The following is a 14,568-nucleotide window of genomic DNA, read 5'->3' as shown; positions in this document are numbered from 1 at the left end:
CCCGGCGCAGGAGGCGGTGGACCAGCCATCGGCGGGACACGGCGTCGGGCGTCGGTGCGGTCAGTGGGCGGTCCAGCCGCCATCGACAGGCAGCACCGCACCTGTGAGGTAGGAAGCCGCCGGGCCGGCCAACAGGAGTGCCGCGCCTACGAGTTCACCGGGGTCCGCCCAGCGTCCCATGGGGACCTGGTGTTCGAGGAAGTCCCGGACACGCGGGTCGTCGTCGGCGCCCTCGTTCAGCGGTGTGCGAAAGGGCCCGGGAGCAAGCGCGTTGACGCAGATGCCGGTGCCCGCGAGCTCGGCGCCGAGACTGCGGGTGAGCTGGACCACCGCGCCCTTGCTGGCCGCGTATCCGGCCCGGCCCGCGGCACCGACCAGTCCCAGAGCGCTGGCCATGGTGACGATGCGGCCGTACCCGGCTGCGCGCATCACCGGTACGACCGCCTGGCAGGCGAGGAAGGTTCCGACGACGTTGACGTCCAGGCAGCGGCGCAGCGTGGTGGCGTCGAGCTCGTCCAGGGTGCCTCGGGCCTGGATCCCGGCGCTGGTCACCAGTATGTCCAGGCGGCCGTGCCGGTCGACGATGTCGCGGACGAGGCCGTGGACCGAGTCGTCCTCGGTCACGTCGCAGGCCGTACCTGAAGCGGTGGCGCCGGTGCGGGCGGCGATTTCAGCCGCCGTCCGCTCGCACGCCTCCGCCCGTCGTCCGGCGACCACCACGGCGGCACCGGCGGACGCCAGGCCCAGCGCGATGGCCCGGCCCAGCCCGGTCGAGCCCCCGGTGACCAGCGCCACCTGCCCGATGAGGTCCGTGCCCGGGCCGACGGAGTCCCCGGTCACGGGCCGACGGGGAGCAGGAGCCCGCCCGTGAGCCGGAGGAGTTCACCGGCGGTGGTGGGGAAGACCGTACGGGGTGTCCCGGCGGCGGCCCAGAGCTGGGGGTATTCGGTCAGCGCCGCGTCGACCACGGCGGGAAGCACCTGGGGGTGGCCGACCGGGGCCACGCCGCCGATCGCCTGTCCGGTGGCCTGGCGTACTTGTTCGGGGGTGGCGCGCCGGAGCTTGCCGCGGCCCCACCGGGCGGCGAGCGCTTCGGTGTCCACCTTGTGCCGACCGCTGGTCAGGACCAGAACGGGCTGGTCGTCGGAGAGGAAGACGAGGCTGTTGGCGATCGCGCCCACGTCACAGCCCAGGGCCTCGGCGGCTTCGACGGCCGTGCGCGTCGACTCCGTCAGCTCACGCACCTGGCCCGCGACACCGGCCGCGGCGAGGACGCGGGCCACCTCCATGCTGCGAGCGGGCATGAGCGTGCCTTTCTGAGGGAGCATCGGAGCACAGCGGTCAGCGCCTGCTGTCGCCGGATGCGGGGACGCTGGTGCGGGGACACGCTTCGGGGCAGGCCCCGGGCGCGGATCACCTTCAGGCGCGCTGGGCCCGGTCGTACACCGCCTTGGCCGTGGTGCGCAGTATCTCTCCGTACATCTTGGTCGGCTCCGTGGAGTCGAGGGAGGCATTCACCGAGACCAGGGTGCCCTTGCCTGTGGTGGTGTTGAAGTCGGCGAACCAGGGGCCGCCGCTGGCACCGCCGGACAGGTTGCAGCGGATCACCTGCGAGCCGTGCTCCTTCTTCGCCGTGCCGGTGCAGCGCAGGAGTTCCTCCCCGAGGTACGGGCGGGTGGCGGAGTAGCCGAGTGCGGAGATGGCGCCGCTCACAGGGCGGTTGAACGCGATGGCCTGACTGCCGACGACGTCGGTCAGCTTGCGGCCGTTCTTGTCGGCGTCGACGGCCAGGGCGGCCATGTCGTTGACCGAATCGTTCTGCCAGGCGCGCGGGGCGGCGGCGGCGCGGACCGCGAAGGCGCCGTACGGCTGCTTGCCCTTGTGGTAGCCGGGGACGAACACCATGTCGGTGTTGGTGTTGTACGGAGAGGAACCCCGGCGCACGCAGTGGGCCGCGGTCATCACGACGGATTTGTTGGCGCTCTTCACGGCGGTGCCCGAGCACCAGGTGTCGGCTCCGGTGGCGTTGACGAAGAAGAGTCGTCCCACGGTCTTGAGGGTGCTGCCGCGCCAGGGCTTGGCATTCGGGCCGGTCGGTCCCAGGTCCACGGACTTGCCGACGGCCTTGATACGGGCGGGCTTCCAGTAGGCGAGAGCCGCCTTGCGCTCCTGGGCTGTGTACTTCAGGACGGAGACCGGGTCGGCCGCGGCGGCGGGTGCCGCCTGGGCGGGCATGGCGGCCGACGGGACCGGGGCGGCGAGGGCGAGGACCGTACCGGCCATGGCGAGTCCTGCGGCCGGGCCACGAAGACGCCGGATCGCGGAAGTGGGGGTCTCGGGCATGGCGGTTGTCTCCTCGGTTGGTGCGGGCAGCGGGCGGGCTGTCCGTTCGATCTTCAGGAGCGCGGAACCGGGCTGCCCGGTTGGCGCTGTCGCTGTCCTGTGACACGCGCGTGCGGATACACGGACACACGCCCGGCGAACCCGCCGCCTGGGCGAACGGCCCGGAGCGCTTGGCCCCGGCGAACTGTCGGTGAGCCCGGCCACGGCGGATTGGGACAGAGCCCGTTTGGACGGAGCCTTTCGGCGCAGCAGGTTCGGCGGTGCCGATCTTCGCGCTGATCCCACCTCAACCGCAGATGGACAAGGGGCATTCGCCCTCATGCCCGAGGAGGCCGGATCAGGTCCCTGAGCTCCCCGGGTCCGGCACTCGCCGGGTCATCCGGTCCATCCGGGGCGTCCGGGCTGGCCGGTCCATCTGGGCTGGCCGGGTGGGGATCGTCACCGGAGCGGGTGGCAGGGTCCTCCCCCGCAACCGGGACCCAGCGCCGGGTGTTGGTGTCGTACAGATACGCGGGCCCGCCCTGGACCGCGCTCGTACGGAACGGTCGGCCGCCGTCGTCGATCCGTACGCTCCCCGAGCGGTCGCCGCTGCTCCACTCCAGCTCCAGATACCAGTCGCAGTCACACTTCACCGTGCGGCCGGTGACGAGCAGGATCCCCGGGTCCCGGACCGAGACCCGGTACGGGAACGAGACGGCCGGGATCTCCACCCCTGAGTCGTTGCCGGGCACGGAACGCGCCGCCGGGCGGGCTGCGTCGAGGTCGGCATCGAACGTCCGGGGGGTCATCAGCCCTCCGCAGCCCATGCTCATCCCGTAGACGTTCCGGGGCCGCGGGGGACGCTGGGCGGCCACCCGGACGCGGAGCGCCTGAAGCACCACCGCCTGCTCGTCGCGGCCCTGGACGGTCACCCTGACCAGGGTGTCGCCCCCATGGACCGCCCCCAGGGAGCGGGCCCAGGGCTCGGCGTCGGACACGGAGGGCGGCGGGGGGACCGCCGCCGGCGCGCGGTCGACGATGTAGGAGTGGCTGCATCCGTTCGCCCAGATGTGCTGGTCGACACCCCAGGTGAACGGCAGGGCGTCGTTTCGAGGCTTTGTGTCCTCGACGGGTTCCGGGGACGCCGTACGGGAGCCGGTGTGGCTCGGGCCCCCAGAGGTCGAAGGACCGGCCGGTGGTCCGGAAGTGGTCGCCCGGGGCGAAGCGGACCCGGAGGGCCGGGCGGGCGGAGGGGGCTGCCGGGTGGACAGGGAGGGCAGGGCGGACGAGGAGGCCGAGGTCGACGAGCTACCCGTGGGGCCGGAGGCGAGCGCGGAAGGGGCTCCGGCGCCCGCGTGCCGTGGGCCGGTGGCGCGCTCCCTGCCGACCTGGCCGTCCGGACCTTCCGAGGTGAACGGCGAGCGCTCGAACGCCAGCAGGACAAGAAGGGTGAGGACCGTCGCGACGGCGACCAGCCCGGTGGTACGGGCCGCCCGGCGCCGCCACCGTCGTAACTCCGGTGGCACGGCAGCCCTGCTCGACTCCCGTCGTGACCCGTCGACCACCCGTTCCTTCACGGCGACGCTGGGATCGGGGGAATCCCCGACGGCGGCGGTTCCGACGCCCGCCAGGACCTCGGGTGCTTCGGGCTCTTCGGGTGCTTCGGAGACTTCGGAGGCTTCGGGGATCTCCGGTGCTTCAGGGGACACCGCCCCGTCGCCGCCTTCCGGGACGACCCCGCCGCGGTCCGGCCCCGGCAGCTGCTCCGGCCCCTCGGCCGTACTCCGCTCCGGCCCGGCGGCCGCGCTCCGCTCCTGCGTCCCGGCAGCCGCCGCCTCCTGACGTCTGCGGCGCTCCCCGTCCGCCAGTACCCAGAGGCGGTGCAGCGCGACGAGTGCCTCGCCCCGGCACCCGCACAGCGACGCCAGCCGTTCGATCGGGGCGAACTCCAGCGGCACGGTGCGACCGGAGCAGTAGCGGTGGAGGGTGGACGCGCTGACTCCCACCCGGCGGGCCAGAGCTCCGTAGCTGCGCCCCGACGCCTCCCGCATCTCCCCCAGTCGGCGTGCGAACGCCTCGGTCTCCGACTCCCACGCGCTCAACCGTTCCAGCTCCCCAGCGTTCCAGTGCGGCGTTCCACCCCTGTCGGGTAGTCCCACATCAGTGGGGGTGGAATGGTTCCACCGTTCCACCAGTGGCCACCGTGCTTGCCGCCGTTCGCCGGGCTGCCGAAGCTGTTGATCGTCAAGTCGACCGCTCAACAGGGGAAGCGACTCCATGAACGAAGCGACCATCGAGGTGTCCCCGTGACCCGCTCGTCCACGCTATGGCTGCGTTCCACCGCCGTGGCCCTTGCCGCCTCGGCGTGCCTGGTCGGAGGTGTCACGTCCACCCAGGCGGCCCCGGCAGCCCCGGGAAGCACCCATCAGTACGGCAAGGCAGTGCCTGAGGTGAGGACGTTCACCGGTACGGGGATGGGCGTCTACCCCTCCCACGCGGTGAACGGTGCGGTCCGGATGGCCTTCACGATCGCCCAGTCGGCCGGCTGGCAGGCGAACCAGTGTCACGTCCGCGCCACCGATGTCAGGCCGGTCAGCGGTGGCATGTACACCGCTGTCGCCGATCTGTTCTGCCAGCGCTGAACCACATTGATCTCCACCAAGAGAAGAGGAACCGATATGACCTCGATGTTCGTCCGGAGTAGCGCAGCCGCCCTTGCTTTCGCGGGCCTCGCCCTGTTCGCGCCGACGGTCGCGCACGCCGACGCCGGTGCCAAGGAGACGCTCTCCTTCACGGGCTCCGCGTACGAGAACAGCCCCAAGGAAGCGAAGCGGGAAGCCGAGAACTCGGCCCGCCGGGGCGCGCTGATCCACGGCTTCCTCCATGAGCAGTGCGTGCTGCTCTACGCCGAGTCCTATCGGCTCGCCCCCGGTTACTACGCGGCCAACGCCGCCATCAGGTGCACCCGTTGACCAGGTGCACCCGCTGATCAGCTGAGGCCGTTCACGAGTTCGCTCGGGAGCGGTGAGCGATGTCCCGCCCGGGCGTGCGACCCGGGCGGGACATCGGCGTTTCCGCACTCGCCCGTCCAGTACGGGGCCGCCGCACTCACCCGTTCACGGCGGGCCGCCGCGCGCACTTCGTCGGCCAGCAGTCGTAAGTGGTTCGCGGGGCCCGGACTTTCGCGGGAGTGGGTTCGGGTTTCGCGACGGTCGGTTCGGCGCTCTTCTTAGAGGTTCGGGGGCAGGGGGATGTGCTGGGTGGCGCGGCCGTGGCGGTCGAGGAGTCGGCCCATGCGTTTCGGTGAGTGGAGTGCGACGGTGCGGTCCTCGACTTCGAGGTGCGGGAAGCGGTCGGCGAGAAGGTTCTCGAAGGGGCCGATGCCGTTCAGGTCATGGAGCCAGGCCATGAGGAGCAGATTGCGGGGTCCGCTCACGGAGACCGCGAGACGGACCTGTTCCATGTGGGCCAGGCCGATGCCGGTCTGTTCGAGATGCTGGTGGGGGACGCGGGCGCGGTAGATGACCATGGCGCGGTAGCCGGCCAGGGGGTGGGCGATGTCGCAGCGCAGGGTGAGGTCACGGTCGCGGAGCATCTGGAGGAGTCGTCTGCGGGCGGTGTGCTCGCTCAGGCCCGCGGCTTCACCGAGGGCCTTGTAACTGAGCCGTCCGTCGAGGCCGAGGGCGGCGCGCAGGTCGTGGTCCTGCTGGGTCAGGCGGGTGCGCATATGGGAGCTGTAGGTGTCGCGGACGGTGGTGCGGGATTCCGGCAGCTGGGCGCGTGCGGCGGAGTCGATGGCGCGGGTGCGCCAGTCGCTGCCCTCGCCGAAGACGGTGATGCCGAGCCGGGTCCGGGTGGAGTGGACGCCCGGCAGACCGCCGATGGTGCCGTGGACGGCGGTGCCCAGGGAGTGGAGGTCGGGGGCGGCGACGGAGAGGAAGAGGTCGAAGTCGCCGGCGGTCTCGTCGACGCTGAAGATCCAGGGCATCCGGGCGAGCGTGCGGCTGACCTGTTCGAAGCTGCCCGGCCGGCAGCGGACTTCGACATAGGCGACGGTGGCCGCGTGCGGCGCCTCGTAGGCGGTGATCCAGGCCAGGCCGAGGGTGTGCAGTCGTTCCCAGTGGCGGGCGACGGTCGTCGCGTCGATTCCCAGGACCCGGCCCAGTTGGGACCAGGTGGCGCGCGGGGAGGACTGGAGGGCGTCGACGAGCGCCAGGTCCACCTCCGAGAAGGCGGTCCGGTAATCCGGCTCAGCGGATCCGGGAGTGAGGCTTTCCTGCATATCCGATGCTTCTTCCTTCGGTAACCGGACCATGGAGCAGTCCCCGCCACGGTCGATTATCGGCCACTGCTGGAAGGAGCAGCGATGACTGTTTCTCGTCCTCGCGTCGGTTCGCGTCCTCGGCTGAGTGGTCCGGCGCGTCTCACCGTGGCCTTGCTGTTCGCGGCCTGGTTCATCGACTACGCCGACCGTTTGATCATCAACTTGGTGCTGCCGTCGATCGGCGAGGAGTTCGATCTCAGCCGCAGCCAGCAGGGTGTGGTGCTGTCGGTCTTCTTCCTCGCGTACGCGCTCTGCCAGATACCCGGCGGCATGCTGGCCGACCGGTTCGGCGGGCGGAGGATGGTGCTGTGGGCGCTGGCGGCCTGGACTGTGTTCACCGTTCTGACCGGGTTCGCCTGGTCGTTCGCCGCGCTGCTCGTGCTGCGGGTGCTCTTCGGTCTGGCTCAGGGGGTCTTTCCGCCGGCGGCCGCCAAGGTGCTGGCGGAGCGGACGGGCAAGGAGGAGCGGATGCGGGCCAACGGGCTCGTGCTCAGTTCCAATTCGCTGGCCGCGGTGTTCACGCCGCTGGCTGTGGCACCGCTGGTGGCCGCCTTCGGTTGGCGCTCGGCCTACATCTCCGTCGCCGCGATCGGTGTGTTCGTCTACACGGCGATCCGTATGCGTCTGCCACAGCCGCTGCCGCAGACTCCGGGCGGGGAGGAAGGGGACTCCGCGGCGGCAGAGGGCTCCGCCGCGGCGCCGAGGTCCGATGTGCGGGCTCTGCTGAGGTGGGGGACGCTGTGGCGGTTCGCCGCGATGATGTTCGGCTACAGCATCATCATCTGGGGCCTCAACAGCTGGGTGCCGACCTATCTCAATGACGAGCGGGGAGTGCCGATCGAGGCGGCGGGGCCGCTGCTGGCCGTCCCGGCGCTGGCGGCCACCGTCGGCACCATCATCGGCGGACAGCTGTCGGACCGGCTGGCGGGACAGCACTGGAAGGTGATCGTCCCCGGTATGTCGGTGGCCGCCGCCGCGCTGCTGCTCATGGCCTACGCGTCCGGCCTCGCCGCGTTCGTCGTCTTCGGCACCGTCGCGATCTTCGCCACGTCCCTGAGCTACATGCCGATCTTCGCGGTCCCCATGCGGAGCCTTCCCGCCCGGCAGATGGGTGTGGCCACGGGTGTCATCATCTTCGGCGGCCAGCTCGCCGGTGTGGTGGCTCCCAGCGTGATGGGGGTGCTCGCCGACGCCTTCTCCTTCCAGGTCGCCTTCGCCTTCCTCGTCCTGGGCGCGGTCGTCGCCGCTGTCATGGCCTGTCTCACCCCCCAGACCACCGAGGCTCTGCTGGCCGATGCCCGGGGACGAGTCCCCGACGCGGTCAAGGAGTCCTCAACCTCCATGGAAAAGGAACTCCCGTGACCCACACCTCCCCTGCCCTGACGGCCGGACTGGAAGCCCTCCTGCCGGACCTGCGGGCCGTTTACGAAGACCTGCACGCCCACCCCGAGCTGTCCTTCCAGGAGAGGCGCACCGCCGGGATCGTCGCCGGCAGGCTGCGCGACCAGGGCTGGGACGTCACGGAAGGTGTCGGTGTGACGGGCGTGGTCGGTGTCCTGCGCTCCGGCGAGGGGCCGACCGTACTGCTGCGCGCGGACATGGACGGGCTGCCGGTGAAGGAGGAGACCGGCCTGCCCTACGCGTCGCACGTCACCGCGGTCACCGAGCAGGGCGAGACGGTGCCGGTCATGCACGCGTGCGGGCACGACGTCCATGTGACCTGCCTGCTGGGCGCCACCGCGCTGCTTGCCGCCAACCGGCAGTCCTGGCGCGGCACCGTCGTGGCGGTCTTCCAGCCCGCCGAGGAGGTCGGAGGCGCCCCGGCGATGATCGAGGACGGTTTCCTGGACCGCTTCCCCCGGGCCGATGTCTGTCTGGGCCAGCATGTGGCGCCCGTTCCCGTCGGATTCGCCGGTACCCGGCACGGCACGGTGATGGTGGCGTCCGACAGCCTGCATGTCCGGCTGTTCGGCTCCGGTGGCCATGGATCGGCGCCGGAGACCACCGTGGACCCGGTCGTGATGGCCGCGGCGATCGTCATGCGGTTGCAGACCGTGGTCTCCCGCGAGGTCTCCGCCACTCAGCTGGCGGTGGTCACCGTCGGCTCGCTCCAGGCGGGGACGAAGGAGAACATCATCCCCGACACCGCCGAACTGAGGATCAACATTCGTAGTGCCACTCCCGCGGTGCGCGAGAAGGTCCTCACGGCCGTCAAGAGGATCATCCGTGCCGAAGCGGACGCCTCCGGCGCGCCCCGGGAACCTCTCGTCACCGACCTGCCGAACTTCCCCGTCACCGTCAACGACCCCGACGCGACGGACAAGGTGCTCGCGGCGATGGCCCGGGTGGTCGGGCCGGAGCGGGCCTTCACCCTGCCCGGGCCGCTGACCGGCAGCGAGGACTTCGGAACGTTCGGATCGGCCCTCGGCGTCCCCTCGGTCTTCTGGCACTTCGGCGGCCTGGACCCGGCGGGCTTCGCGGGCTTCCGGCCGGCGGACCTCGTCGACCAGGGACTCCCCTCAGGTGTCCCCGGCAATCACTCACCCCGCTTCGCCCCGCTGGCCGGACCCGCCCTCGACACCGGTGTGCGCCTGCTGCTCGGCGCGGCCGCCGAATGGCTCACCCCTCCCGGCAACTGAAAGGACCGGCGACGTCAGTGACCCAGCATCCGGACACCATTTTCCTCAATGCCGACATCCTGACCATGGACCCGGTCCGCCCGCACGCACAGGCCCTGGCCGTGCGCGGCCGCCGCATCCAACACCTCGGCGACCGCCAGGAGGTCCTGGCGTTGCGTGGCGCCACCACCGAGGTGGTCGACCTGGGCGGGCAGACCCTGCTGCCCGGGTTCGTCGAAGCGCACGGGCATCCCACCATCATGGCGCTCGCGCTGGCCCCGCCCGCCCTGGATGTACGTCCCTTCACCGAACCGACCGGCGACGGTGTGCTGCGCCGCATCCGGCGGGCGGTGCGGGTCGCGCCGCACGAACCGGTCGCGGCCTACGGCATCGATCTGCTCCTCCAGCGCGATCTCCCTCTCCTCGACCGCGTCCTGCTCGATGAGCTGGCACCCCACGCGCCGCTGGTCGTGTTCTCCAACAGTGGCCACGCCGCGTACGCCAACACCGCTGCGCTGCGAACGGCGGGCATCACACGTCACACCCCGGACCCCGCCGGATCACGGTTCATCCGCGACCAGCACGGCGAACCCACCGGCGAGGCCCATGAAGCGGGTGCCGTCGAAGCGCTGATGTGGACCGTGGCAGGCGACAAACTGGAACCTCATACCCTCAGGTCGTCCCTGGAGTGGGCCTACGCCCAGCACGCCTCGGCCGGTATCACCACGGCGACCGACATGGCCACCCCGCCCCATCTGCTCGCCGCGCTGACCGCAGCGGCCGAGCGTCCCCACGTCCCCCTGCGCGTCCGCTCCTACCTCATCGGCACCCCCGAACTCGCCGCCGACCCCGGCAGTCTCTTCGGGGCCGATCCCGGGGCCGAGCGGCTCTTCGCGGTCTCGGGTGTGAAGCTGTGGGCCGACGGCACCCCCTGGCAGGGCAGCATCGCCACCAGTTTTCCCTTCCAGGACAACGAGGCCACGCTGCGCATCGGCATGAACCACTGCACCCACGGCCCCATGAACTACACCCCCGACCAATTGGCCGACCTGGCCGCGGCGTTCCTCTCCCGGGGGATATCCGTCGCCTGCCATGTGCACGGGGACGTGACCTTCGACGCCGTCCTGGAGGCCTACACGCGCGTCGCCCGGACCGATCCTGATCTCCTGCGCCGACTCCGTCCCCGGATGGAGCACTGCGGCGCCGTCACTCCCCCGCAGTTCCGCCGCGCGGCCGAACTCGGAGCCACGGTAAGTCTGTTCATGGACCACGTCCGCTGGTGGGGTGACGTCCTGGCCGACGATCTGTTCGGCCCGCGGACCGCCGAGACCTGGATGGCGGCCCGCTCGGCCTGGGACGCCGGACACCGGCTCTCCCTCCACAACGACGGCGCCTGCTCACCCACCGACCCGCTGTCCAGCATCGCCACCGCCCTCACCCGCCGCGCCCATCCCAGCGGCCGTGTCCATGGAACCGATGAACGGCTGACGATCGACCAGGCGCTGCGTACGGTCACCGCGAATCCCGCCTGGCAGCTCTCCCTGGAGAACGACATCGGCTCCCTGCGCCCCGGTATGCAGGCCGACCTGACGCTCCTCGACCGCGACCCGCGCACCGCCGACCCCGACCGCTTCCTCGACCAGGTGTCCGTCACCGGAACCTGGCTGGGCGGTCGCCCCACCTGGACAGCCTGACCTCTGGCACCCGGATCGGCCCGCACCCTGTACGGCGAGCTGGCGTGCCTTCCGGGGGAGGACGCCGCCGCACGGCTCACCAGGTCTTGCCGGCCTGCTCCCGGACCGTGCGGTTGGTCGTCACGTTCACCGTCGTCGAAGGCCGGATCACCGTAATCGCGGTCGTGACCGACCCGGCCGAGCTCGCGCTGATGGACCTGCCGACGCAGGTGCGAAGTAGTCCGGAGTCGCGTTTGTCATGATGGTGCGATGACGGATCCGACAGCTCCCGTGGTCCCGGTCGGCAGCATGAGTGCCGGTGTTCAGCCCGTTCTCGGTCTTGCGAGTGGCTTCGAGTTGCGGCCGTGGGAGCGCGACGATGCCGAAGTGCTGGTGGAGTCATGCCTCGATCCTGAGGTTCAGCACTGGAATCGGCCCGGATATCTGTCGTTGGACGAGGCGCGCGAGAAGATCTCGCGCTGGCGGCGGCGTTGGGAAGCGGAAGAGGCCGCGATCTGGGCGATCTCCCGCCCTGACGGCGGTACGCCCGTCGGCTTGATAGGACTGGCCGACATCGACCTCCGAAGTGGTGGCGCCGAGATCCTGTACTGGCTGCTGCCTGCGGGCCGAGGACACGGAGCCATGACCGACGCGACGGTCCGGATCAGCCGGTGGGCCCTGGACGAGCTGGGCCTGCACCGGCTCCGGATCACCCACTCCGTGGGCAACCCGGCGTCCTGCCGGGTCGCGACGAAGGCCGGATTCCCTCTGGAGGGCACCATGCGGAGCGCTCTTCTGCACTCGGACGGATGGCACGACGAGCATCTGCACGCACGCGTCCGAGGCGACCGGTGACCGCAACGGCGGAGCGGAGTGCGGCCGTCCCCGTCCGGGATTGGGGAGGCGGGGCCTTGGCACCGGTCGAACCGGTCGCGGGCGGCAGCGGCGATCCGCCGCCGGTCGATACGACGCGGCGGGCGGCATGACGGGGCCGTCCCGCCCTATCGGTTCCCGAGTTGTTCCGCCGCGCGCAGCGCCAGTGAGGCGGCGAGCGTCACCCCGGGGTGCGCGGCCAGTGCGACGACTCCCGGAGCGCTCGCCAGCGGTGCGCAGAGCACGCCGTCGCCCGCCGGGATCGGGCGAAACCCTACGGTCACGTCCCCCAGCACCGGTTCCCGCGGCAGTCCGAACGCCTCCCTCACGGCGCTCAGGGACGCGCGCGCCCGTGCCCGCGTCGCTGTCTCCGGCTCGCCCGGGACGACGTCCTCGGCGCCGACGAAGCCGTGCCGGGCGGACGGCCGGATCTCGAAGTCAGGTGTGGAGACCACCCGGTCCAGGCGTAGTTCCGGCGCGGAGAAGACGAAGCGCGCGGCAGGGACACCAGGTACTTCGATGTGCTCGCCGAACTGTTCCGCGAGGGCGGGCAGGCCGGTCCCGCAGGCGAGTACGACCCGGTCGACGACGAGTGCCGCTCCGGTGCCGCTCAGCTCGTAGCCGCCCGCCCGACGCGCCCGGACGCGGTCCACCCGAGCGGCGACGACGGTGGCCCCGCCGGCCCGTGCGCGGGCGAGGAACGCGCGGCGCAGTTCGTCCGGCTCGACCATCCCCTCGTCGCTCGCGTACGCGACGGCCGTCGGCGGCACCCGCAGGCCCGGAAGTATCTGTCGCAGAGCCTCCGGCTCCAGGATCGCGACACCGGGCCCGGCCCGCTCGGCGAACCGGGCGGTCGCGGTCGGGGTCGGTGCCCAGCTCACGGCGCCGGTCCAGGTGATGACGTCACGCAGCGGTGACGTCGCCGTCGCGTGACGGAGCGCGTCGAGCGACCGGGCGAACTCGTCGCCGTCGCGCGCGCCCGACGGCGGTTCCGCCGCCGAACCGTGCGAGTTGAGCCATCCGAACGCCAGATCCGTCACCGGCGGCAGCGACTCCTCCGCCGTGCAGACCACGACGGACAGGCCGCGGCGCACGAGCTCGTCCGCCACCGCTGCTCCCAGCACGCCCGAGCCGACCACACCGACGCGCATGACGCTCTCCCGAGCCATTCGCCCACCTCTGTTTCCCCGGCGGCGACCACGCCCACCGCACAATGACGGAACTCAGGCGGGTGACGGGAAGGCCGTGCCAGGCCTCGATCCTCTCATTCCGGTCCCACCTGTCATTTCGGTCCCACCCGCTGACCTGCGCCGAGGGCGGTCCCCCCGGTGCCGTTGAGCCGGTTCCTCGTCCCTCGACGAGGTCAACGGACGCGCAGCGCTGACGGCGACCACATCGCGTCAGGATTTCCGGTGCCCCATCGGGGAACGTGGAACGGGCGGGCGGCGTGAGATATGTGGTGAAGACATCAGTGCTCAGGTGGGTGCGGTATCGGGCTGGACAGCGGGGTGCGGGTGCGGAGCGAGAGGGGAAGGGCCGGTCGGTCCGGGCGCGGGGGTGGGTGCTCGCGTCGTTCGCGGTGCTGACGGCGGGGCTGCTGGTGTTCCACCGTGCGGTGCCCAACTCGGTCGGGCGGACGGGAAGTCTGCTGGAGTCGTTCCTGCCCTGGCTCGGCCTGGTGGTCGTGGCGTTGCTCGTGCTGGCCGCGCTGCGCCGTTCGGTGACCGCGCTGGTGGCCTTGGTGCTGCCGGCTGTGGGCTGGACCTGTCTGTTCGGCGGGCTGCTTCTGCCCGAGGCGGAGGCGGGCCCGTACGACATGGTCGTGGTGCAGCACAATGTGAGCGACGCGAACCGTGACCCGGTCGGCACGGCACGCGTGCTGGCCGCCGCCGACGCTGATCTCATCGCGTTGCAGGAGCTGGTTCCTCCGGCGACGGCGGTCTACGAGGAGGCTCTCGCACCGAGGTACCCGTACCGCACGGTCCAGGGCACTGTCGGGCTCTGGTCGAAGCATCCGCTCGCGGGTGTTCGCCCGGTGGACATCAAGCCCCGTGGGATCACGGAGGACTGGAGTCGCGGGTTGCGGGCTGTGGTCCGCACGCCGCACGGCGACATCGCGGCGTATGTCGCGCATCTGCCCTCGGTCCGTGTCCGGGCGGCGGGCCTCATGTCCTCGTGGCGTGACGAAAGCGCCGGTCTGCTGGGCGAGGCCGTCGCCGCCGAGGAGCAGACCAGGGTGATTCTGATGGGTGACCTGAACAGCACGCTCGACGACCGCGGGTTGGCCCCGCTGACCTCGCGGATGAACGTGGCGAAGCGGGGATTCGCCTTCAGTTTCCCCGCTTCCTTCCCCGTGGCCCGGATCGACCAGATCATGGCCCGGTCGGCGACCGTCGGCCGTATCCGTGCCTTGTCCCGCACCGGGAGCGACCATCTTCCGGTCGTCGCCCGGATCACCCTGCGCTGAGCCCGGACCACGACTTCCGGCTTGATCGCACACGCGACCCGGTCAGGTGGTCGTCACGTGGACGGTCGCGTACGTCGTTCCGCGCCGCGCTGCCGCCGCGCACGGTGAATCGATGCCCGCGGTCGGCGCGTCCGACCACCGGACCCTGCGGCATCGGGTGTCCACACCGCCCGCGTGTGCCCTGCCGTGCGCCCACAGCCGCGTCCCGCACGGCGCCGATGCCGGGCGTACGGCCGGTCCGCGCGCGCCCTGCCGGAGTCGGTACTCGGCGGCGTACCGTGGGAATCACGG

13 protein-coding genes are annotated in these 14,568 nt (G+C 71.3%); 7 read left to right on the top strand and 6 right to left on the bottom strand.

What is annotated here, in order from left to right; genetic code table 11:
• Nucleotides 1–60: 60 nt before the first annotated feature.
• From AB852_RS26160 to AB852_RS26145, 4 genes are all read right to left on the bottom strand, one after another.
• Entirely contained in the window at nucleotides 61–840 is a 780-nt protein-coding gene (locus AB852_RS26160) for an SDR family NAD(P)-dependent oxidoreductase (protein WP_073792648.1), read from the bottom strand.
• The gene (locus AB852_RS26155) at nucleotides 837–1,304 is read right to left on the bottom strand and encodes a YbaK/EbsC family protein (protein ID WP_218623285.1); all 468 of its coding nucleotides are present in this window, start codon (nucleotides 1,302–1,304) and stop codon (nucleotides 837–839) included. The genes AB852_RS26160 and AB852_RS26155 overlap by 4 nt, the downstream gene beginning before the upstream one ends.
• A gap of 115 nt (nucleotides 1,305–1,419) precedes the next feature.
• Nucleotides 1,420–2,343, bottom strand: coding sequence for a trypsin-like serine peptidase (locus tag AB852_RS26150; RefSeq protein WP_073792646.1), 924 nt, complete (start codon nucleotides 2,341–2,343; stop codon nucleotides 1,420–1,422).
• A gap of 317 nt (nucleotides 2,344–2,660) precedes the next feature.
• Entirely contained in the window at nucleotides 2,661–4,424 is a 1,764-nt protein-coding gene (locus AB852_RS26145; protein WP_073792645.1) for a helix-turn-helix domain-containing protein, read from the bottom strand.
• Between the two features lie 204 nt (nucleotides 4,425–4,628).
• On the opposite strand from AB852_RS26145, the gene AB852_RS26140 reads away from it, so the two are divergent.
• Together AB852_RS26140 and AB852_RS26135 are read left to right on the top strand one after the other, a co-directional pair.
• On the top strand, nucleotides 4,629–4,964 hold the full coding sequence (locus tag AB852_RS26140) for a hypothetical protein (RefSeq protein WP_073792644.1): 336 nt from the start codon (nucleotides 4,629–4,631) through the stop codon (nucleotides 4,962–4,964).
• 36 nt (nucleotides 4,965–5,000) lie between these two features.
• On the top strand, nucleotides 5,001–5,294 hold the full coding sequence (locus tag AB852_RS26135; protein ID WP_073792643.1) for a hypothetical protein: 294 nt from the start codon (nucleotides 5,001–5,003) through the stop codon (nucleotides 5,292–5,294).
• 257 nt (nucleotides 5,295–5,551) lie between these two features.
• On the opposite strand, the gene AB852_RS26130 is transcribed toward AB852_RS26135, so the two are convergent.
• A complete protein-coding gene (locus AB852_RS26130; RefSeq protein WP_073792642.1) occupies nucleotides 5,552–6,604 on the bottom strand; it encodes an Lrp/AsnC family transcriptional regulator in 1,053 nt (350 codons plus the stop codon).
• A gap of 84 nt (nucleotides 6,605–6,688) precedes the next feature.
• Between AB852_RS26130 and AB852_RS26125 the strand changes: the two genes are divergently transcribed.
• From AB852_RS26125 to AB852_RS26110, 4 genes are all read left to right on the top strand, one after another.
• The gene (locus AB852_RS26125) at nucleotides 6,689–8,008 is read left to right on the top strand and encodes an MFS transporter (protein WP_073792641.1); all 1,320 of its coding nucleotides are present in this window, start codon (nucleotides 6,689–6,691) and stop codon (nucleotides 8,006–8,008) included.
• Nucleotides 8,005–9,285: an amidohydrolase gene (locus tag AB852_RS26120; protein WP_079184930.1), complete on the top strand. Its 1,281-nt coding sequence runs from the start codon at nucleotides 8,005–8,007 to the stop codon at nucleotides 9,283–9,285. The genes AB852_RS26125 and AB852_RS26120 overlap by 4 nt, the downstream gene beginning before the upstream one ends.
• A gap of 17 nt (nucleotides 9,286–9,302) precedes the next feature.
• Nucleotides 9,303–10,958 (top strand): amidohydrolase, encoded by a 1,656-nt coding sequence (locus AB852_RS26115; RefSeq protein ID WP_178391118.1) that lies wholly within the window; start codon nucleotides 9,303–9,305, stop codon nucleotides 10,956–10,958.
• A gap of 249 nt (nucleotides 10,959–11,207) precedes the next feature.
• Entirely contained in the window at nucleotides 11,208–11,792 is a 585-nt protein-coding gene (locus tag AB852_RS26110; protein ID WP_073792640.1) for a GNAT family N-acetyltransferase, read from the top strand.
• 146 nt (nucleotides 11,793–11,938) lie between these two features.
• Here AB852_RS26110 and AB852_RS26105 read toward each other — a convergent pair whose 3' ends face one another.
• A complete protein-coding gene (locus AB852_RS26105; RefSeq protein WP_079184928.1) occupies nucleotides 11,939–12,979 on the bottom strand; it encodes an FAD-dependent oxidoreductase in 1,041 nt (346 codons plus the stop codon).
• 392 nt (nucleotides 12,980–13,371) lie between these two features.
• On the opposite strand from AB852_RS26105, the gene AB852_RS26100 reads away from it, so the two are divergent.
• The gene (locus AB852_RS26100) at nucleotides 13,372–14,277 is read left to right on the top strand and encodes an endonuclease/exonuclease/phosphatase family protein (protein ID WP_073792638.1); all 906 of its coding nucleotides are present in this window, start codon (nucleotides 13,372–13,374) and stop codon (nucleotides 14,275–14,277) included.
• The last annotated feature ends 291 nt before the right edge of the window (nucleotides 14,278–14,568 follow it).

This window comes from Streptomyces uncialis (genome assembly GCF_001905345.1).
GTDB lineage: Bacteria > Actinomycetota > Actinomycetes > Streptomycetales > Streptomycetaceae > Streptomyces > Streptomyces uncialis.
The sequence above is the reverse complement of the archived record's forward strand: the minus strand, read 5'-3'. Positions and strand labels throughout refer to the sequence as shown.

Excerpts from the sequence above, each read along its gene's own strand:
- AB852_RS26155 (WP_218623285.1), bottom strand. The coding sequence starts at position 1,304 with ATGCCCGCTCGCAGCATGGAGGTGGCCCGCGTCCTCGCCGCGGCCGGT.
- AB852_RS26150 (WP_073792646.1), bottom strand. The coding sequence starts at position 2,343 with ATGCCCGAGACCCCCACTTCCGCGATCCGGCGTCTTCGTGGCCCGGCC.
- AB852_RS26135 (WP_073792643.1), top strand. The coding sequence starts at position 5,001 with ATGACCTCGATGTTCGTCCGGAGTAGCGCAGCCGCCCTTGCTTTCGCG.
- AB852_RS26130 (WP_073792642.1), bottom strand. The coding sequence starts at position 6,604 with ATGCAGGAAAGCCTCACTCCCGGATCCGCTGAGCCGGATTACCGGACC.
- AB852_RS26125 (WP_073792641.1), top strand. The coding sequence starts at position 6,689 with ATGACTGTTTCTCGTCCTCGCGTCGGTTCGCGTCCTCGGCTGAGTGGT.
- AB852_RS26110 (WP_073792640.1), top strand. The coding sequence starts at position 11,208 with ATGACGGATCCGACAGCTCCCGTGGTCCCGGTCGGCAGCATGAGTGCC.
- AB852_RS26105 (WP_079184928.1), bottom strand. The coding sequence starts at position 12,979 with ATGGCTCGGGAGAGCGTCATGCGCGTCGGTGTGGTCGGCTCGGGCGTG.